At 60.5% G+C, this 20,286-nt stretch carries 12 protein-coding genes and 2 pseudogenes; 1 reads left to right on the forward strand and 13 read right to left on the reverse strand.

Features of this window, described 5'->3' with window-relative positions; all coding sequences use genetic code 11:
* Window positions 1-90: 90 nt before the first annotated feature.
* The 13 genes and pseudogenes from MUN79_RS09665 to MUN79_RS09725 all read right to left on the reverse strand — a co-directional run bounded on the left by MUN79_RS09665 (window position 91) and on the right by MUN79_RS09725 (window position 18,616).
* Window positions 91-1,338 (reverse strand): glycoside hydrolase family 88 protein, encoded by a 1,248-nt coding sequence (locus MUN79_RS09665; protein WP_244677471.1) that lies wholly within the window; start codon window positions 1,336-1,338, stop codon window positions 91-93.
* Window positions 1,339-1,508: 170 nt separating this feature from the next.
* A complete protein-coding gene (locus MUN79_RS09670) occupies window positions 1,509-2,648 on the reverse strand; it encodes an alginate lyase family protein (protein ID WP_244677472.1) in 1,140 nt (379 codons plus the stop codon).
* A 274-nt stretch (window positions 2,649-2,922) separates the two neighbouring features.
* Window positions 2,923-3,096 carry a fibronectin type III-like domain-contianing protein gene (locus MUN79_RS09675; RefSeq protein ID WP_244678301.1) on the reverse strand — a complete coding sequence of 58 codons (174 nt, stop codon included), beginning with the start codon at window positions 3,094-3,096 and terminating at the stop codon, window positions 2,923-2,925.
* Entirely contained in the window at window positions 3,063-5,222 is a 2,160-nt protein-coding gene (locus tag MUN79_RS09680; RefSeq protein ID WP_244677473.1) for a glycoside hydrolase family 3 N-terminal domain-containing protein, read from the reverse strand. Before MUN79_RS09680 ends, MUN79_RS09675 begins: the two co-directional genes overlap by 34 nt.
* A 226-nt stretch (window positions 5,223-5,448) precedes the next feature.
* Window positions 5,449-5,937 (reverse strand): malectin domain-containing carbohydrate-binding protein, encoded by a 489-nt coding sequence (locus MUN79_RS31770; RefSeq protein WP_375378245.1) that lies wholly within the window; start codon window positions 5,935-5,937, stop codon window positions 5,449-5,451.
* Window positions 5,938-6,104: 167 nt separating this feature from the next.
* A pseudogene (locus MUN79_RS31775) lies at window positions 6,105-8,168 on the reverse strand (glycoside hydrolase family 2 protein).
* 89 nt (window positions 8,169-8,257) lie between these two features.
* Entirely contained in the window at window positions 8,258-10,498 is a 2,241-nt protein-coding gene (locus MUN79_RS09695; protein ID WP_244677476.1) for a glycoside hydrolase family 2 TIM barrel-domain containing protein, read from the reverse strand.
* A gap of 265 nt (window positions 10,499-10,763) precedes the next feature.
* Complete coding sequence (gene uxuA / locus MUN79_RS09700) at window positions 10,764-11,954, reverse strand: mannonate dehydratase (RefSeq protein WP_244678302.1); 1,191 nt, start codon at window positions 11,952-11,954, stop codon at window positions 10,764-10,766.
* Window positions 11,955-11,997: 43 nt separating this feature from the next.
* Window positions 11,998-12,783: pseudogene (locus tag MUN79_RS09705) on the reverse strand (SDR family oxidoreductase); the annotation flags it as partial.
* A gap of 121 nt (window positions 12,784-12,904) precedes the next feature.
* Window positions 12,905-13,129: a hypothetical protein gene (locus MUN79_RS09710; protein WP_244677477.1), complete on the reverse strand. Its 225-nt coding sequence runs from the start codon at window positions 13,127-13,129 to the stop codon at window positions 12,905-12,907.
* Entirely contained in the window at window positions 13,096-14,022 is a 927-nt protein-coding gene (locus MUN79_RS09715; protein ID WP_244677478.1) for an alginate lyase family protein, read from the reverse strand. Before MUN79_RS09715 ends, MUN79_RS09710 begins: the two co-directional genes overlap by 34 nt.
* A gap of 86 nt (window positions 14,023-14,108) precedes the next feature.
* On the reverse strand, window positions 14,109-15,542 hold the full coding sequence (locus MUN79_RS09720) for a RagB/SusD family nutrient uptake outer membrane protein (RefSeq protein ID WP_244677479.1): 1,434 nt from the start codon (window positions 15,540-15,542) through the stop codon (window positions 14,109-14,111).
* A 23-nt stretch (window positions 15,543-15,565) separates the two neighbouring features.
* Entirely contained in the window at window positions 15,566-18,616 is a 3,051-nt protein-coding gene (locus MUN79_RS09725; protein ID WP_244677480.1) for a SusC/RagA family TonB-linked outer membrane protein, read from the reverse strand.
* 316 nt (window positions 18,617-18,932) lie between these two features.
* Between MUN79_RS09725 and MUN79_RS09730 the strand changes: the two genes are divergently transcribed.
* The gene (locus MUN79_RS09730; protein ID WP_244677481.1) at window positions 18,933-19,952 is read left to right on the forward strand and encodes a LacI family DNA-binding transcriptional regulator; all 1,020 of its coding nucleotides are present in this window, start codon (window positions 18,933-18,935) and stop codon (window positions 19,950-19,952) included.
* Window positions 19,953-20,286 lie beyond the last annotated feature (334 nt).

The following is a 20,286-nucleotide window of genomic DNA, read 5'->3' on the forward strand; positions in this document are numbered from 1 at the left end:
GGTAAACATCCTTACTATGAGAGGTTTATTTGCGTAAACGATTACGTAGAAAGCCTCTTAAAACCCGAAAATCACCGCCTTGGGCCGTTTTTACAAGCCCGGGATGCCCTTGCCGTTGAGCAGGCTTTGCCGCCGCACCAGAGCTTCCATAAAGTAGTAATCAGCATAGCTCAGCGGCACGTCGATTTCACTGTTGGAAGGCTTGGCCCCGGTGCTGTGCAGCAGCAGGAAACCCCGGCTGCCGCCGGGCTGAGCCACGTACGACTTGGCTAGGCTCTTGACCATTTTATCGGCCTTGGCGCGGTAGAGCTTGCCGTTGGGGCTGAAGGTGCTGAGCTCGTAGAGGGCCGAGGCAATCAGGGCGCCGGCCGAGGCGTCGCGGGGCTCGTTGGGCAGGCCGGGGGCGTTGAAGTCCCAGTAGGGAATCAGGTCCTTGGGTAGGTTGGGGTGGTTGAGGATGAAGCGGGCCACGTTTTCGGCCTGCGCTAGGTAGGCCTTGTTCCTGGTTTCGCGGTAGCACATGGTGTAGCCGTACAGGGCCCAGCCCTGGCCCCGCGCCCAGGCCGACTCATTGGCTGCGCCCTGGTGGGTGGTGCGCTTTACTACCTTGCCCGTGGCCGAGTCGTAGTCCACGACGTGGTAGGAGCTATAGTCAGGTCGAAAATGGTTGTGCATGGTGGTATTGGCGTGGCTCACAGCAATCTTGTAGAACGAGGAGTCGCCGCTGAGCTTGGTAGCGGCGAAGAGCAACTCCAGGTTCATCATGTTGTCGATGATGACCGGGAAGGCCCACTTTTCGCGGCTGTGGTCCCAGGACAGCAGGGTACCGACCTTGGGGTAAAACCGGGTGCTGAGCGTGCGGGCCGACTGCAGAATCACGTCTTTGTAGGCCGCATCCTTGGTCAGGCGGTAGCCGGTACCGAAGCTGCAGTATACCTTGAAGCCCATGTCGTGGGTGCCGCCGTTGGTTTTCTCGGGCTCGATGTTGGCCGTGTAAGTTTTGGCCTCCGCCATCCACCTGGGCTGCCCGCTGAGCTCGTACAAAAACCACAGGTAGCCCGGGAAAAAGCCGCTGGTCCAGTCGCGGGAGGGCACCACGATGAGCTCCCCGGTAGGCGTGAGGCTGCGCGGCGACACGAGTGGTGGCTTACCCGCAGCCACTGATTTCTGAGCTATGGCTTTAGGCAGCTCCTGCAGCATGGTTGTGGCCTGGGTTTCGGCCAGCCGCACGGTCTTTTTGGTCAGCGCATCCTGGGCAAAGGCGGCGGTGGAGAGGAAGGTCAGGCCGAGGGTGAGGAAGCGGAAGGGCATGGGGTGGGAGTTTCGGGGTAGAATCAAAAATCGGCTGTCATCCTGAGCAGAGCGAAGGACCTGATGACAGTGGAACGACTTGTTCAAGCGTGACAAGGTCCTTCGCTAGGCTCAGGATGACAGATGCTTTGGCCACATCAGCAGGCGAGATGTCTCGCAGGGCTCGACATGACGCTCTGCTGGGTGTCGGCACCATGCTAGTTCAGCCATATAATGGGGTTGCGCACGGGCAGGTTGCGGATGACCTCCTCGACCTCGGGCTGGTGGTCGAGACGCTGCCAGGTTTGCAGCCAGTCGGGTTGCTTGAACTGCACGGCGCCGAATACGAGGAAGGGCTGGGCCACGGGCCAGTTGTCCCAGTACATAACGTCCTGGGGAAAGGGCCATTTGCTTTTGTCAGCCACGAAGGGATAGAGGTACTCGATGCCGCGCCGGATGCCGCGGCCGTCGGGCGTTTGGTAGGCGTAGAGGTCGTTGGCCGGGGTGCTCAGGATCTGGCAGATCATGGTCATGGCGTCCAGGTTGAAGAGGGAGTAACCGTAGGGCTTGGTGCGCTTGGTTTCCAGGGGAAAGCTACCGTTGGCGGCCATCTGGGTGGGCAGTAGCACGGTTTTGTAGCGCGTACGGCAGAAATCGAGCAGCTCCTGGTTGCCGGTGAGGCGGGCAAAGGCGGCCACTTGCATCACCCAGCAGGTGCCGTGGTTGTTCTGGGCATTCATCTCGTCCTTGCCGTACTGGTGCATCGTGAGCCAGGTCAGGTACTGGGCAAACCAGCTTTTGATGCCGGCCACGTCGTCTTTGCCGAAGGCTTTGGAGCTCTGCAGTACCAGCACGCCCTGGGCCACTTCCATGAGCTGAATCGTGTCGATGACCCCGATGCCGCGTCCGGTGAAGCGGCCTTTGATGGCCTGGGCGAAGTTCAGGGAAGGGTTTATGAGCGTGGCCGGGTCCAGAAACCAGGCGCGCAGGTGGAGCAGGGCGTGGCGGGCGTATTGCTCGTCGTGGGTGAGCTCGTAGGCCGAGGCCAGGGCCCCGATGATGCGGCTGAAGCGAATCATGGCCTGGCGGTGGGCCACGAAGTTGTCGGGGTTGGTGAGGCCGTCGCGCTGGATATAGGGTCCGGCGGGGTTTTGCGGGTCGGGCCACCAGTAGTCGCCTTCGGAGAAGAAGTCGTGCGCGGTGCCGGCGCTACGGGGCGAAGTGCTGGCCGTGACCGTGACGGGCTGCTGCTGCAGGGCCCAGGCGGCCTGGGTGAGCACCTGCCGGCGCAGGGTTTCGATGGCCTGGCGGCGTAATTTATTATCGGGCTTGCCCACTGTTTCCGCCGACTGGCCCACTACCGTGCTAAGTAGGAAAAGCAGGAAAAGGAAAAATGTATTGCGGTTCATTGGTATCGGGCGGGTTTGCTAAAACAGAACGTCATGCTGAGCTTGTCGAAGCATCTCTACCGCTTCGTTGCGCAGGCGTCCGAAATTACCATTGCGGGAGAGATGCTTCGGCTGCGCGGCCGCTAGATCAAGCATGACAGTTTCTCTGGCAACGTCAGCACGCGAGATGTCTCGCTTGGCTCGACATGACGTTCTACAGGGTTGAACCATCAGTTGACTTTCATTAGTCAGCCAGCGTCAAGTCGGCATCGAGGCGGATGTCGTCGGAGGCGGAGCCGAGCATGAGGCGGAATTCGCCGGGCTCAGTGGTCCACTGCAGGTCGTTGTTGTAGAAGGCGAGTTTGTCGCGGCTGATGGTGAAGCTCACCGTCTGGCTTTCGCCGGGCTTGAGGCTGATTTTGCGGAAGTCCTTAAGCTCTTTGAGGGCCGCACGACGGAAGCTACTTTGTCGCGCAGATAGAGCTGGACTACTTCCTCGCCAGCGCGGGAGCCGGTGTTGGTCAGCGTGCAGCTCACCTGCACAGTTTCGGCAACCGTCATCCGCGGCTGACTTACTTTCAGGTCACTGTACTTAAAAGTAGTGTAGCTCAGGCCGTGGCCGAAGGCGTAGCGCGGGGTGTTGGGCGCGTCGATATAGGCCGAGCGGTAGCGGATGTTCTTGGGGTCGACGACGGGGCGGCCGGTGCTGTACTGCTGGTAGGAAATCGGAATCTGGCCCATCAGGCGGGGGAAGGTGCTGGGCAGCTTGCCGGCGGGGTTGTAGTCGCCGAAGAGCACGTCGGACAGGGCGCGGCCGCCTTCCGAGCCCGGAAACCAGGCGTAGAGAATAGCGTCGGCCTGGTCGGCAATAGCGTTGAAAATCATCGGGCGGCCGGCGAAAAGCACGGCCACAATGGGCTTGCCGGTGGCCTTGAGGGCCAGAAAAAGTTCTTCCTGTACGCCGGGCAAACTGATGTCGGCCCGGGACTTGGCTTCCCCGCTCATGTCCCAGGTTTCGCCCAGGCACAGCACGATTACGTCAGCCTGCTTAGCCGTTTCCACGGCCTGGGCGAAGCCCGCGCCGGAGTCGCCGGTGGCGTCGCAGCCCTTGGCATAGAGCAGTTGGGCTTTTTTGCCGGCCCGCTGGCTGATGCCCTCGAAGGCCGAAACAATCTGGGTGGTGTCGGCAATGACGGTCCACCCGCCGGCCAGGTCGCGCTTGGACTTGGCCAGGGGGCCAATCAGAGCAATTTTACCCTGCGCGGCCAGGGGTAAGGCATTACGCTCATTCTTGAGCAGCACCATGGATTTGCGGGCCACGTCGCGGGCGGCTACGCGGTGCTGTGGGTCACTGAATACTTTCTTTTCGCGTTTGGCGTCGGAGAATTTGTAAGGGTCGTCGAAGAGGCCCAGCTCGAACTTCTTGCGCAGGATGCGGCGCACGGCATCATCGACCAGGGCCACGTCGACCTTGCCTTGCTGCACCAGCTTGGGCAGGGCGTCGAAGTAGGCGTCGTTTTCCATATCCATGTCGTTGCCGGCCGTAATGGCGTGCCGCGAGGCCTCACTGATGTCGGAAGCGTAGCCCCAGCTCACCATTTCCCGAATCGAACCCCAGTCAGATACCACAAAGCCCGGGTACTGCCACTGGCCTTTGAGAATGTCGCGCTGCAGGTACTTGCTGCCCGTAGCCGGCACTCCGTTGAGCGTATTAAACGAGTTCATAAACGTAGCGGCTCCGGCATCGACGGCAGCTTTGAACGGGGGCAGGTATACTTCCCAGAGCTGCTGAGGGCTGAGGTCTACGGCGTTGTAGTCGCGGCCGGCAATGGCGGCCCCGTAAGCGGCAAAGTGCTTGGCGCAGGCCATCACGGCATCGGTGCCGCCCAGCCTCTCGCCCTGAAAGCCCAGGACCCGGGCCCGAGCAATCTGGGAGCCCAGGTAAGTGTCTTCGCCAGCGCCTTCCATGACCCGGCCCCAGCGCGGGTCGCGCCCCACGTCGACCATGGGCGCAAACGTCCAGTGAATGCCCGCAGCTGCCGCCTCCCGGGCCGCCACGTGCGCCGACTGGCGGATGGCGGCCATGTCCCAGGAAGCGGCTTCGGCCAGGGGCACGGGAAACACGGTTTGGTAGCCGTGAATCACGTCGAGGCCGAAGAGCAGCGGAATGTGCAGGCGGGACTTGAGGGCTTCGGCCTGAATGGCGCGGGTGTCCTGCACGCCCTTCACGTTCAGCATGGAGCCCACCTGTCCGCCGCGGATGCTGTTGAGCAAATCGGTTTTGCGGGTGCTGGCCGGCCCGGTCAATTCCCGGCCCGAGTACTGGGTGAGCTGTCCGGCTTTTTCCTCCAACGTCATCTGGCTTAGCAGCTCGGTGATGCGCTGCTCAATGGCAGCGGGCGTCAGGGCTTTTTTCTGGGCTAGCGTGGGGAGGCGGCGGCTAGCAGAGCGGTGAGAAATAGAAGCGTTTTGGGGGAAGGAAAAAGCATTGCAAGAAGTTGGGAAGGAGCGGAGCGGTAAAGCGGATGAAAAATTGGCTGTCATCCTCCATCTGGCGTACGCCTGCGAAGGACCTGCCTCCATGTTCGGGCAAGGTTAAAGCAACATGCCGAACTAAGTCTTGAGCTGCCGGGCGCAGTGCTCAGACGGTAGTAGGGTAGGTGAGGAAGGTCCTTCGCAAAGCTCAGGATGACATACGATTTAGCAACGGCAGCCCGCGAGATGCTTCGGCTGCGCCTCTGCATGACGTTCTTGATAGAAGAACAAGCGGCTAATTGAGGCGTTTCACCTGCAGGCCGTTGAGGATGGTTTCGCCGGTTTGGGGTTGGAAGTCGAGGATGATGCCCCGGCCGCCGCGGGCCGACACAGGCACTTTGTAACTGACGGCCTGCAGGGCGGGAAGCGTAGTGGCAGTACTCAGATTGGGTAGGGCCGCCACGCCGTTGGCCAACACTGAGAAGCTGCGGCCGGCTTTCGGGGTGGCACCAGCGGCAGCACTGTTGCCGGCCAGGTTATACACCAATTGCTCGGCGGCGGGGGCAGCTTCGAGCTCGGCAAAGTGCAGCGTCACCTCGTATTCGCCGTCGGGCACGTCGAGGCGAAACTGGCTGAGGCCCACGCGCTGAGTTTCGTAGAGGGCGTCGTAGCCCGTGCCCAGAATGTCGCGGTCGGAGCCGTAGGGCAGCCGCTCGCCGGGCAGCTTGTAGACCTTGCCACCCACGTAGCCCCAGCCCCCAGGCGTGTATTCCTGCTCGGGCATCCACACCTGGTGCAGCTTGGCGTCGGTGAAAGTGCGGGCGTCGCCGAGGCTGACGTTGAGCTCGGTGAAGGGCAGCTTGCTGGAAGTCAGTTGCGTTGGCAGCAGTTGAAACTCAATGTCGGCCTGGTCTTCCACCGGCTGACCGGCAACTTGGGCCCGGAGCTGGTTCATGCCATTCGTAAACGGCACATTGAACCGGGCCACGCCAAACTCGGCGGTTTTGGTGCCCAAATCCCGGCCGTTGAGCAAGAGGCGCACGGCGGGCTGGTTGGTGTAGATTTCTACCAGCTGCCGGCAAAACAGCGAATCAGCACTGGCGGCAAGGCCGCTGCGCAGGTTCCAGCTGCGGCTACCGATACGCAGAAAGGGCGTTTTGAGCAGGTGGGCCTGGTAGAAATAGTAGGCGTCCTTGGGCTGGCGGTCGGCGGTGAGCAGACTCTTGGTATTCATGTGCGGATTAGCTTCCTGGCGCGTTTCGGAGCTGAACTCAGCCAGGTTCCACACGTTGCTGCCCGCCACGAAGGGCCGGTCGAGAATGGCTTTGAGGTAAAACTGGTGGTAGGCGTTGGCGTACTCGGTGGTTTTATCAAAACGCCGGGGCTGGAAGGAGTGGAGCCGTTCGTCGGAGTCGGCGCCGTACTCGGTAACGAGCAGGGGCTTGTCGGGCAACTCGCGGTGGTGGCGGTCGAGGTAGTCGGCAAAGCCCTGCAGCTCGCCTGAGTACCAGCCCTGATAGAGGTTCCAGCCCACGAGCTGCGGAATCTTGGTCAGCCCGGCTTCCTGGTACAGCTCAAAGGCCCCGTGGTTGACGCACATGGTGTAGCGACTAGGGTCTTCGCGCCGGGTCAAATCGTCGAGCTGCTGGGCCAGTTGGTTGACCTTTTTGAGGTAGGCCCGGCCCGGCTCGTTGTCGCGCTTGATGCCCTCGGGCAATCGGAGCAGCACCTCATTCATGTAGGCCCAGATGATGACCGACGGGTGGTTGAAGCCCTGACGGATCATCTCGGTTTGCATGGTGCGGCAGTTCTGGAGAAAGCCCTCGGAGTCGGTAATGGCATTCACCACCGGGATTTCCACCGAGGTCAGAATGCCCAGCCGGTCGCAGGCCTGAAGCACGGTAGGGTCCTGGGGTAGTGAGAAATGCGCAGGAAATTGCCGCCGAGCTGTTTGAGCAGGAGCACATCTTTTTCGTGCAAGGCATCTGGCAACGCGTTGCCCAGGCCCGCTACGTCCTGGTGGCGGTTGGTGCCGATGAGCTTGAGCGGCTGCCCGTTCAGGAAAAAGCCCTGGGCCGCATCAAACCGAAACCAGCGCAGCCCCAGCGGATTCGTGACTTCGTCCAGCTGGGTTTTGCCCTCGGAAATAGTCGACATCACGCGGTACAAGTACGGGTCGGTAGGCGACCATAAGTGGGGCTGCTTCAGACGGGGTAGGGGCTGGCGGAAACTGCGGTTTTCTCCGGCCTTCAGCGTAATCGAAGTTTGCTGCCGGGCCACGATTCTGCCCGCCGCGTCTAAGACTTGGGTTAGCAGCGTCACTTTGCGCGAACTGGATGACTCATTGCGCAACGCTCCACTTAGCACCACTTCCGCCGCGTCGTTCGAGACGGTGGGCGTGGTGACGAAGGTGCCGTTGGAAGCGTAATTGTCGAGGTCGAAGTGGACCGAACTGGCGGCCACGAGGTAAACGTCGCGGTAGATGCCGCCGAAAAAGGTGAAGTCAGCCGAGAGGGGCGGAATGTCGGGGTTGTGGCGGTTGGAGAGCTTGACCAACACCTCGGCCGCCGCTGGATTGGAACCGTCAAACTTCAGAAACTGGCTGACCGGAAAGCTGAAGGCCGTGTAGCCACCCGCGTGCCGGCCGGCCAGCTGCCCGTTCACGTACAATTCGGCTTCCTGATTGGCGCCTTCAAAGTACAGGTACACCCGCTTTTGCTGCCAACTGGCCGGCACCTGCAGGGTCTTGCGGTACCAGCCCGTGCCCCGGTAATAGCCCGGCTCATCGTCGAGTACGTCGGCGGCGTTCCAGGTGTGGGGCAGGCTGACTTTCTCCCAACTGGTAGCCGCCGAAACCGAGGCCACAGTGCTTTGCGCGTCGTCTTTGCGAAATAGCCAGTTGGAGTTGATTGACTGCATGATGCGCTGCGCGGCGGCAGGTGAGGCCAGAAGCAAGGCCAGAAGCAGGCAGCTAAGCAGTTGTTTGGGCATTTGTGTCGGAGTGTAGAGACGCATATTTGCGTCTCAATCGTTGTTTGCGTTGTGGTAGCCTACTACTTATCATTCAAGCGGGAGACGCAAGTATGCGTCTCTACAGCGTAAGGTCATAGAGCCAGTACCACGGCCGGCAGACCCGGCGACTGGACGGCTACGCTGGTTTGGCCCGACGTAGCTCGGAGGCGAATAATAGCCCGGCCATTATAGGCCTGCACCTTGCGTGACCCACTGCTGGTGCCAAGGTTATCCATCAACTGGCCCGCGCCGGCCAAGGAGAATTCCAGCCAGCTGGCCGCGTCAAGGCACTGCACGCCCTGGGCGTCGTAGAGCTTGGCTTCGACGGTGGTCAGGCCGTTGGTGTCGGCCACTTTTTCCAGGGTGAGCCTGGTGGGCTTGCCCCATTTCTGGGTTTGGTAGCGGAAGCTGATTTCGTCCTGCACCGTCTGCTTGCCCTGTTTGGCCACGACTTTCACCTGGTTCTGGCCCGTTACGAAGGGCACGTTCCAGTGCAGGCCGGCGGCGGGAAAATCCTGGCTGTTGCGCTTTTTCACGCCGTAGCTTTTACCGTTCACGAACAGCTCAGCCTTGGCGCAGTTAGAGTACACTTTCACCATTTTTAGCTCGCCTTCCTCGCCCCAGCGCACGGGCCAGCTGTGGCCGTAGATGTGGGCCATGGGCTGGGGCGTCCAGTACGACTGAAACACGTAAAAGGCCTCTTTGGGCGTGAAATCCCGCTCTACCACGCCCTTCTGGTTCATGTAGGGCACGGGATTATCGGGGCGTACGGGGGTGCTGAAATCCTTGAAGGGCCAGTAAGCCGCGCCGCTGAGCCAGGGCATGGTTTCCTGCTCTTTCAGGTGCCAGTCGACGAGGTTGCAGAGGTAGGTTTCGCTCCAATCACCGTCCTTAGAAACCCGGGCGCTGCCACCAAACAGGGATGCGTCGCCGGAACGCTCGTCGGCACCTTGGCCGGCCGTTATTTTGGCCAGGGCGTTGTCGGGGTTTTCCGAGTGCCGACCTGCGTGCGAGTCGCCGCCCCATTCCACGTGCAGGAAGCGCTTCACGCCCTCAAACTCCTTGCGGCTGGTTTCCTTGTACTCGGTGTAGATGCCGCGGTACCAGCCAGCCCAGATGGAGGGCGAATACACGTCAACGATGTCCTTGCAGAATTCGCAGCGGCGGATGGCGGTGTAGCGGGAGGCGTCGAGTTGGTGCGACAAGTCGTTGAGCTCGGTCATGAAGGCCCGGATCTTCTGCTTGTCGAACTCGGGAAAGTCGCCCGGCCAGTCGTTTTCGTTGCCCAGCCCCCAGATGATGATGCTGGGGTGGTTAAAGTGCTGGGTTATCATGTTGGTGAGCATGCGCTTGGCCTGCTGCTGGTATACGGGCCCGCCCAGGCCGCCGCGGCACCAGGGAATTTCCTCCCAGACGGTGATGCCCAGCGAGTCGCAGAGGTTGAGCACAATGCGCGACTGTTGGTAGTGGCCCAGGCGGATAAAATTCACGCCCATGCGCTTCATCATTACCATTTCCTGGCGAATCTGGGGCTCCGTCATGGCTGCGGCTACGCCGGCGTGGTCTTCGTGGCGGTGGGTGCCGCGCAAGAGCAGGCGCTGGCCGTTGAGCATAAACGGTCCTTTCTCCACAAACTCAATGTGGCGGAAACCGACCTTCTCGCTCTGCTGATGGGCCTCGGAGCCCGCCCCCACCGTGACCTGCACGGTGTAGAGCTGGGGCGAGTCGGGCGACCAAAGCTGGGGGCTTTTCACCGCAAACCGGTGCAGGTCCGCTTCGCCGGCTTTGAGCGGCAGATTGCCCTTAAATTGCGCTACCTGCTTGCCGCGCGGGTCGAGCAGGCGCACGGAGTACGGAGCCGAGCCACTAACTACGGTTTCGGGGAAAGAGGCTTTTACCGTGAGCATACCCGCTTTGCCGGCTTTGTCAACCTCAGCTTTAGCTACGAGGCGACTCAGGGCCACGGCCGGCTGGTACCGCAGGTTTACGTAGCGGTAGAGGCCGCCGTAGAGGTTAAAATCCGACAGGTCGGAGGGTATCATTTCCAGGTCCCGGGAGTTGTCGCAGCGAATGCTGAGCGGAATCTGGCCCTTGAACTGCTTCAGGTAGGCTTCGGTCTTTTGAAAATCGGCAATGGCCTGGGTGATATCCACGGTCCACTCATCGTAGCCGCCCACGTGGCTGCCTACTTTGGTGGTGTGGATGTATACCTCGGTTTTCTGACCCGCGCCTTCGAAATGAAGTAGGGTGCGGCCGTTGGCGTAGGGGTTTTGCACTGTTAGTTGAGTGCGGTACCAGCCGGGGCCCTGGTAATAGTTTACGTTCGGGTCCACCGCATCTTGGGCGTTAAAGCAGTGCGGCAGCGTCACCCTCTCCCACAACGGGACGCTCTCGGGTTTCCTGCACCCACGGGCCGCACTGCTTCCCACACGCCCCCCAGATCCTGGCGGACGAATTCCCAATTCGCATTCAGCCGCTGGCTGCGCTGCCCAAAAGCAGGTTGCAGGCCAATTAGCAGCAGGAAAACGACGATTAACTGGTTACTTCTCACTCTGGTGTTATTCGGTCTTAAGCTTGGTGGCGCGCTGGAATTCGCTTTCAGCTCTCGTTCATACTTCTTCTAATCCCCAATTCCAGACCGCGCAGCTCGGCCAGGCCGCGCAGGCGCCCGATGGCCGAGTAGCCGGGGTTGGTTTTCTTGTGCAGGTCGTCGAGCATCTGGTGACCGTGGTCGGGGCGCATGGCAATGCTGAGTTGGCGTTGCTGCGTGACGTGCACCAGTTCCCGCATCACGCGGTACATGTCCACGTCGCCTTCGAGGTGGTTGTCCTCGAAAAAGTCCCCGTCGGCGTTGCGGCGGGTGCTGCGCAAGTGGATAAAGTTGATCCGGTCGGCAAACTGGCGCACCATGGCGGGCAGGTCGTTGTCGGGCCGCACGCCGAAGGAGCCGGTGCAGAAACAGAGGCCGTTGCTGGGCGAAGGCACCGCGTCGAACAAGGCCTGCAGGTCGGCGGCGGTGCTGACTACCCGCGGCAAACCCAGAATAGGGTAGGGCGGGTCGTCGGGGTGAATCACCAGGTTGACGCCGCTGGCTTCGGCCACGGGTACTACTGCTTGCAAAAAGTGAATCAGATTGGCCCGCAGCCGGGCCGCGTCCACGTTCTGGTAGGCGTCCAGAGCCTCTTGAAACTGCCCGAGCGTGAAGCTTTCCTCGGAGCCGGGCAAACCGGCAATGATGTTGCGTTGCAGCAGCAGCCGTTCGGCCTCGCTCATGCCTTCGAAGCGGCGGCGGGCCTTGGCCAACTCGTCGTCGGAGTACTCTTGCTCGGCCCCGCGGCGCTGCAACTGCAGCACGTCGAAAGCCACGAAGGCGGCCCGCTCGAAGCGCAGGGCCCGGGAGCCGTCGGCTACTTCATAGCTCAGGTCGGTGCGGGTCCAGTCGAGCACGGGCATGAAGTTATAGGTAACCGTGCTGATGCTGCAGACGCCGAGGTTGCGCAGGCTTTCCTGGTAGTTCTGGATGTACGTTTCGAAGCCCGCACTCTGGGTTTTGATGGCCTCGTGCACCGGCACGCTTTCCACCACGCTCCAGCGCAGACCGGCCTGCTCGATGAGCTCCTTGCGCGCCATGATTTCGGCCACGGTCCATACCTGCCCGTTGGGAATGTGGTGCAGAGCCGTGACGACGCCCGTGCAGCCGGCCTGGCGGATATCGGCCAGGCTGACCGGGTCCTGGGGGCCAAACCAGCGCATGGTTTGCTCCAGCGAATATTGTTTGTTGTTGTCCATTGTTTTGTGACGAGTTATACGCCCCAAAGATGGAGAACCCGCCGTCCACGCAAATCATGGAGCCGGTGACAAAGCGGGAGGCGTCGCTGAGCAGCCACACCAGAGCGCCCTTAAGCTCGTCGGGGTGACCGAAGCGCTTAAAGGGCGTCTGCTTGATAACCAACTCGCCGCGGGCCGTGAAGCCGCCGTCGGGGGTAGTGAGCAGGCTGCGGTTTTGCTCGGTCAGAAAAAAGCCGGGAGCCAGGGCGTTCATGCGCAGCTTGTCGCCGTAGCGGTTGGCCATTTCCACTGCAAACCACTGATTGTAGCAGTCCAGCGCCGCTTTGCCCATGTTGTAACCCAGCACCTTGGTAATAGCCCGCTTGGAGTTCATGGAGGAGATATTGACGATGCTGCCCCGCTCGGATTCGGCAATGGCCTCGCCAAACACCTGGGTAGGCAGAATGGCGCCCCACACGTTGAGCTCCATCACCCGCTTCATGCCGGCCAGGTTCATCTTGAACACGTCATCGTCGGGAGCCAGCACGCCGTCGGCGCCGTTGCCGCCCGCCGCGTTTACCAGCCCGTCGATGCGGCCAAAGGTTTGCATCATCAGCTGGCAGGCGGCGCGTAGCTGGTCTTCATTCAGCACGTCGGCCACCAGAGCCAAGGCCCGGCCCCCGTTGGCGTTGATGGCCATAGCCCGCTCGTGGGCTACCTCGGCGTTGCGGCCCAGAATCCCGACCGTGCCGCCGGCTTCCACGATGCCGTCGATGAAGGACTGGCCCAGAATCCCGGTGCCGCCCGTAACGACTATTACTTTATCCTGCAGGGAAAAATTCTCACTCATGTTCTTGTGAAATGGACGCGTAGCACAGCGCAACGCTAGGAATTCGGTTGAAGTTGAGGCCGGTTGCCAGGCTTGCTTCGTCAGTCATCCTGAGCCGGGCGAAGGATAACTGACGAACCGTTCAAATGGCCCAGGGAGTACGCACAAACTCCGGATACTGGGCAAAAACCTGGTCGGCTTTCAGCAGCGGATACTCGGGGCTGGCGCGGTTGTAAATGGTCAGAATGGCGTTGTTGCCGGGCGGTACGGCGTCTTGGCGCTCCATCTGCTTTTCCTTCAGCAGGTAGGGCTGAAACCAGGCCACTGCTTGGCTTAGGCTGCGGCCCTCGGGCTGGTATAGTGCCACAAGTCCACGCCGGCTTGAGGGGCCAGCACGGCTAGCTGCAGCCAGCCTTGCAGGTTCATGCTCACGTAGTTCCAGGGCCGGGTGCGGGCCAGCTCCAGGGGCTGGGAGCCGTCGGCGGCAAACTGTACCGGCAGGCGAGGCAAGGTGTGAGTTTCGAGGGTTTTGCGGGCCAGGTCCTTGTTGCCGATGAACAGGGCGAAGTCGACAACCTGCACGTCGTGGAAGGTGCCGTGGTTGTTTTTATTCTGGCCTTCTTCCTGCCCGATTTTGCTGGTCGTGAGCCACTGGGTGTACTGCGCGTACCAGACTTTCAGGTCTTTCACCAAGGCCGGCGACACGCTTTTGCTGCCGCTGAGCAACGCCAGCGCATCGGGAATGTAAACCAGGTGGCGGCTTTCGATGATGCCGAAGCTGCGCCCGTCGTTGGTGCCGGGAATGCCCTGCCCGAAGTTCAGGTTGGGATTCATGCGCGTGGCCGGGTCCAGAAACCAGGTGCGTAGCAGCTTGGCCGCGTGGGCCGCGTACTGCTCATTGCTGGAGAAGTAGTAGCCCAGGGCCAGGTCCTTTACATCGTGGCTCATGGCGGCCAGGTTCTCATCGTCCTTTAGGGCCTTGGTTTCGGGGTTTACCAGGCCGTCCTTCTGCAGGTAGGGTTTGCCGTCGGGCTTGCTGGGGTCGGGCCACCAGTAGGGGGCCTGCGAAATGTAGTCGTGCTTGTCGCCGCTGGGTGGCACGCGCTGCTTGCTGGTCACGGTGTAGGGGCCGTGCTGCAGGGCTTGGTCGGCTTTGCTGAGCAGGGTTTTTACCTGTTTGGCTTCAGCCGCGCTGCCTTTTTGATAGGCTGTTTTATAGGATGCCAGGGCGCTGGGGTCGAGGAGCAGAAAGGGCGTCACCGGGGCCGCCTGCGCGGCCCCGGCTAGTGCTACGAGTATCGCCCCACCAGCACCCCAAGCCAGAGCTTGTGATTTGTGCGCATTTGTTATTGCCCGGGGTAGCCCGGGTTTTGGGTCAGATTGGTATTGAGAATCAGCTCCTGCTGCGGAATCGGGAAGAGCAGGTAGCGGTCGTCGATGTCGCGGTTGAACACGGCCTTTTCGCGCTGCTTGAGGCGGTTCAGGCGCACCAGGTCAAACCAGCGGTGGCCTTCCTGCACCAGCTCCCAGCCCCGCTCCCGCACCAGCAGGTCCACGAATGCATCTTTGCTGGTCACTTTGGAAGTCGGAATTGGAGCCAGGCCGGCCCGCACCCGCACCGCGTTGATGCCCTGGTACTTGGTGGGGTCGCCGGGGTTCAGCGCGTTCAGGGCTTCCGACTGCAGCAGCAGGATGTCGGCGTAGCGCGTAATCAGGTAGTTGGTGCGAGCGTCGTTGCCGATGCGCTTATCGTCGCGGAACTTGTTGAAGTAGTAGCGCGGCAGGGTAGTGGTTCCGGCCTGGTTGCTGATGTTCCAGGCCCGGCGCACATCGTTGGCGGCGTAGGAGCGCACCAGGCTGTCCTCGACTGTGAAGGTGCCCAAGCCCTGGAGTTGGGACGGCAAGAACTGCCGCACGATGATGCTGCCAGTGTTCGGGGGCAAATCAAACTGGATGGAGAAGATGTGCTCGGGGCCGTTTTCCTTGTCGGGGTTGAATACGTCGCCGTACACGGGCAGCAGGCTGTAGAGCTTGGAGTTAATCACCCGGTTGCAGGCGTCGAGGCCGTTCTTGTTGTCATCGCCCTGGGATGCCTTGGTGGTAGCGCGGGTGATGTAGACCTTAGCCAGCAGCGCCGTAGCCGCTCCGCTCGACACCCGCCCTTTCTCAGTGGGCGCAATCTTGTCTTCGGTAAAGCAGTTGGCCTCGGCATACTTCAAGTCCTCAATGATTTGCTCGTAGACCTGGGCAATAGGCGTGCGGCTGGGGCGCAAGTCGTCGTTGGGGCCCTTTACCGTCTTGGTCAGCAGAGGCACGTCGCCGAAGCAGCGCACCAAATCGAAGTAGCCCATGGCGCGCAGAAAGCGGGCATTGCCCACGATGTTGTTGCGGCGCGTGACGTCCATGCCAATGCCGGGCACCTTTTCGATGACGTCGTTGGCCCGGTTAATCATGCGGTAGGTGTTGTTCCACCAGCTGCTGATTTCGGTGTTCGTGGGCGTGAAGGTGAAGCGCGAGAGCTGGGCCCGCTCGTCGGTGCTGGAACCTACCCGGATCAGGTCGGCGGGCAGTTCGGTGATTTGCCAGCCCGTGCGGCCGAAGTAGGTCTGGGGCAGCAGGGAATTGAACGCGCCGTTGAGGCCAGCTACGGCGTCGCCCTCGTTTTGGTAGAAATTTTCGCTCGACAGAAAGTCGTAGGGCTTTTCCTCCAGGAACTTCTCGCAGGAAGCGAGGCTCAAACCCAGGGAAAGCAGGCTTACAAACAGGATAGACTTTTTCATCTCAGGTGGGAGTGCTGCGGTGGTTAGAAGCCAATCTTGACGCCGGCCGTGAAGCTGCGGGTGCTGGGAAAGGCGTTGTAATCGGTGTTCAGGCTCAGGTTGTCGCGGCCGAAGGAGTTTACCTCGGGGTCGTAGCCGGTGTAGTTGGTGATGGTCACCAGGTTCTGGGCCGTCACGTACACGCTGGCCTGCTTGAGCACCTTGCTGAACTTGGGCAGGGTGTAGCCTAGGGTCACGGTTTTGAGGCGGACGAAGCTGCCGTCTTCCAGCACGTCGCTCACGATACCGGTGCTGCGGCGGATGGTGCTGCCCGCCCGCGGAATAGTATTGCTGGTGCCCGGGCCGGTCCAACGGTCTACCACAGTTTTGAGCTTGTTGGTAGTCGTAATGCCCGATTCGAGCTCGTAGCGGTTCAGGTTCAGCACGTCCTGGCCCTGCACCCCCTGAATAAAAATGCTCAGGTTGAAGCCGCCCATGGAGAAGCCGTTGGTGACGCCGTAGATAAACTTCGGCTGGGCTCGGCCGATAATCACCCGGTCGGCGGCCGTGATGGAGCCGTCGCCGTTCTGGTCCTTGTAGCGCGGGTCGCCGGGGCGGACGGCGGTTTTGGTGCCGCTGGCCGTAATTTCCTCCTGGGTTTGCCAGATACCGTCGAACTCGTAGCCGTAGAACGAGCCGATAGGCTCACCCTCGCGCAGAATGCTGGTGTTGCCCAGGCCCGCGCCCACAAACAGGCTGGAGCTAGAGGCACCCACGGGCAGCTCGGTCACGCTATACAGGTCGAGCACCTTGTTGCGGTTAAGCGAGAAGTTCAGGTTGGTTTTCCAGCCAAACGCCTCGGTGTCGAAGTTAGTGGTGTTCAAGGCAAACTCGAAGCCTTTGTTTTCCACGCTGCCCGCGTTGAGCAGAATGTCGCCGTAGCCGGTGGTGCGGGGCGTGGCCACGCGCAGCAGCAGGTCGGTGGTTTTCTTGTAATAGGCGTCGGCCGTAATCGAAATGCGGTTTTCCAGAAAGGCCACGTCGATACCGGCGTTGGAGGCCGCCGTCGATTCCCAGCGCAGGTCGGGGTTACCGATGTTGGCCGGAACCAGGCCCACGAGGCGGGTCGTTCCGGCGGCGTAGGAACCCACGTCGTAGCGGGCCAGGCTCTGGTAGTTGTTGATTTCCTGGTTGCCGGTCACGCCGTAGCCCACGCGCAGCTTCAAGTCGCTCAAGTAAGTCAGGTCCTTCATAAACGGCTCATCGATGAGGCGGTAGGCGAAGGCGGCGGAGGGGAAATAGCCCCACTTGTTGTTGGCCCCGAAGCGCGAGGAGCCGTCGGCTCGCATGGTCACGGTAAACAGGTATTTCTCGAACAGGCGGTAGTTGACGCGGCCGAAATAGGAAGCTAGCGTGTTGGTGTACTTGCCCGAGTTGGGCGTCTGAATGTTGGCTCCTAGTGCCAGGTTGTCGGAGCCCAGGGTGTTGGTAAAGAAGTTGTTGACCGAGGAGTTGAAGTCGTTGCCGTAGAACTGCTGCTCCGAAATGCCCACCACCACGTTCAGGGCATTGTTGTTATTGATTTTCCGGTCGTAGGTCAGCGTGTTTTCGTTGAGCCAGCTGTAGCGGTTTTGCTGCGTGCGGTTGGCTGAGCCCCCGGTGAGGCGGCCCAGAAACACGTCGGAAGGACGGAAAACGTCGGTTTGCTGGTTGTTGTAATCCAGGCCGCCGCTCACGCGCAAGGTTAGGCCGGGCAGCAGCTCGTAGTTGGCCGCCACGTTGAACAAGCCCCGGGCCGTGGTGCGGTGGTCCTTCACTTTTTCGGCAAAGGCCACCGGGTTGCCCACGTCTTCCACGTAGGGCAGCGGGGTGTTGGAGTACGTGAAGTTGCCGTTTTCGTCGCGCACCGGGTTGATGGGGCTGAAGCGTAGCGCGTCGAGCAAGGCCCCGCCAAAGGAGCCGCCCTGGGAGTTGACGAAGGCCCGCTTTTCGAAGGTGCCGGCCACCTGGCTTGAAAAGTTGAAGCTGAGCTTCTGGCTGATTTTCTTGTCGAGGTTGAGCCGCACCGTGCCGCGCTTGAAGCCCGAGTTGAGGATGATGCCTTCCTGGTCGAAGAGGTTGAAGCTCAGATTGTAGCGGGTTTCCTCGGTGCCGCCGTTGAAGCCCAGCTGGTAGTTGCTCAGGCGGGCGGGCCGCAGAATGGCGTCCTGCCAGTCGGTACCCTCGCCCAGGGCATCAATCTGCTCCTGGGTGTAGGGCTGGGGCAGGGTAGTGGAGCCGGCGTTGACGTCGTTGAGGTACTGGGCAAATTCCCGGGCGTTCATCAGCTCGTACTTATGTCGCACGATCTGCACGCCGGTGTACGCCTCGAAGTTGATGGTGCCCTTGCCGACCTTGCCTTTCTTGGTGGTAATGAGCACCACGCCGTTGGCCCCGCGGGAGCCGTAGATGGCCGTGGCCGAGGCGTCCTTCAGCACCTCGATGCTTTCAATATCGGAGGGGTTGATGGAGTTCAGGTCGCCGGCACCGGGGAAGCCGTCCACCACGAACAGCGGCTCGTTGCCGGTGTTGATGGAGTTGGTACCCCGAATGCGGATGGAAACGTTGCCGCCCGGCTCCGAATTGGTTTGCGTAACCTGCACGCCGCTTACCCGGCCCTGCAGAATCTGGTCAGCGCGGGCAATGGGCGTTTCGGCTACCTGCTCGGCCGAAATAGACGCTACCGAGCCCGTAATATCGCGCTTGCGCTGGGAGCCGTAGCCCACGACCACCACGTCGTTGAGCTCGGTGGTTTTCTCCCGCAGCTGTACCGTCGGAACGGTGCCGTTGTCGCCGACTTTAACCTCGTAGGGCTCAAAACCCACAAAGGAAAAAATCAGAACGGGGTTGCCGTCGGCGGGCAAGGGAAGGCTGAAACGGCCGTCGGGGTCGGTGGCGGTACCGGTAGTTGTGCCCTTCAGCACCACCGATACGCCGGGCAGGGGAGTGCGGTCGGTAGCGTTGAGCACCTGGCCGGTTGCCTGGCGGGTTTGGGCATAGGCCGGCAGCGTTACTGCCAGGGCCAATGGCACCAGAATGGGTAGGATTTTTTGCATGATGTGTGCGGCTTTGGGGGAATCAGGGTGGTAATCTCCGCAAAGTCTGCGTGCTTAAAATGCGCTACCCGTAGGTTTATTTACGTAAACGTTTACGGAACTTATCCATTCGCACTCACCAAACGGTGAGTATGACTATACTTGTTATTTTAATAGGTATATATCTGGTAATTAACTGGATGCGGTCTTTTGCGGCACTGCCTCGTCAACGGGTAAGAGTAGGCTTTGGAGTGCGGAAAAGTGAGAATGTTACGTAAAAATCTTCCGGAGCCTGAGCCTGGTTTCGTTCCCAGAAACAACCTGCCTAGATTGAGCCATGAAACCCATCAATCTGAAGAAGCTTGCCCAGGAGTTGAACCTGTCGGTGGCCACCGTTTCGCGGGCCCTCAACGACCGGTACGACATCTCGCAGCCCACCAAAGACCGGGTGCGGGCGCTGGCCAACAAGCTCAACTACGAGCCCAACCCCTACGCCAGCAGCCTGCGACGCCAGAAAAGCAAGACCATCGGAGTCGTGATTCCGGAAGTGGCCAACCACTTTTTTTCCCTGGCAATTAATGGCATTGAGGAAGTAGCCCGGGGCAACAATTACCACGTGCTCATCTACCTGACCCACGAGGATTACCAGCGGGAGCTGGCCATGGCCCGCCTGCTGGCTAGTGGCCGGGTGGATGGGGTGCTGCTGTCGGTGGCCAGCGAAAGTGAGGACTTCGGCCACCTGGAGTTTTTGCGGGAGCGGGGTATTCCCATCGTGTTCTTCGACCGGGTCTATGACGAGATGCCCACGGCCAAGGTCACCACCGACGATTTTGAAAGCGGCTACAAGGCTACCGAGCACCTGCTTGAAGCCGGCTGCCGGCATATTGCTCACCTCACCGTTTCGCAGAATCTCTCCATCGGCCGCGGCCGCAAGGAAGGCTACATCCAGGCCCTGGCCGACCATAATATAGTCTTCGATGAGAGCTTGGTACTCGTGTCGGCTCAGGAAACCAAGGCTCAGGAAATTGCCCGGATTCAGCAGCTGCTGGCTACGCGGCCGGAGGTAGACGGCATTTTTGCCTCCGTCGAAAGTCAGGCCACCAACAGCTACGAGGCCTGCCGCAACCTGGGCCGCAGTATTCCCGGCGACATTAAAATCATCGGCTTTTCGAATTTAGAAATTGCCTCTTTGCTTCAGCCGGCCCTTACGACTATCACGCAGCCGGCTTACTCGATTGGCAAGGAAGCCGCCAAAATTCTCTTCCAAGCCATCAGCAAAAACCGGGTAATCTCGCCGGCGCAAAGCCTGGTGCTGAAGTCGGAGCTGGTGGTACGCGCCTCTACGCTGGGCAGCTAGGTGTAGCTTCCTAATGCCGGAAGCAGCTGAAGCGGTTGCTAGGACAATTTTAGCAGCTATACACTTACGTAACACGTGATATAAGCAGCCTTTCAACTCTGTAACATGGCTTTTGCAGAGCGTCAAGGTGTTTTTTGCAACTTGTCGACTTTTAATCAAGGCTGCTCAGCTGCCCGGGTACAACTGTAGTCAACCCAAGCCCTAGCACCCACCAAATGCCCGGATTTAGCCGATTGTGCGACCAACCAATAACTCTGAAATTTACCCTGACTTACCCGGCAGTAAGGCGATTAATAGCTCGGCTATAACGGCACCGAAGAAGGTTTTCGAGGAA

Origin of the sequence: Hymenobacter cellulosilyticus (genome assembly GCF_022919215.1) — a bacterium.
Classification (GTDB): domain Bacteria; phylum Bacteroidota; class Bacteroidia; order Cytophagales; family Hymenobacteraceae; genus Hymenobacter; species Hymenobacter cellulosilyticus.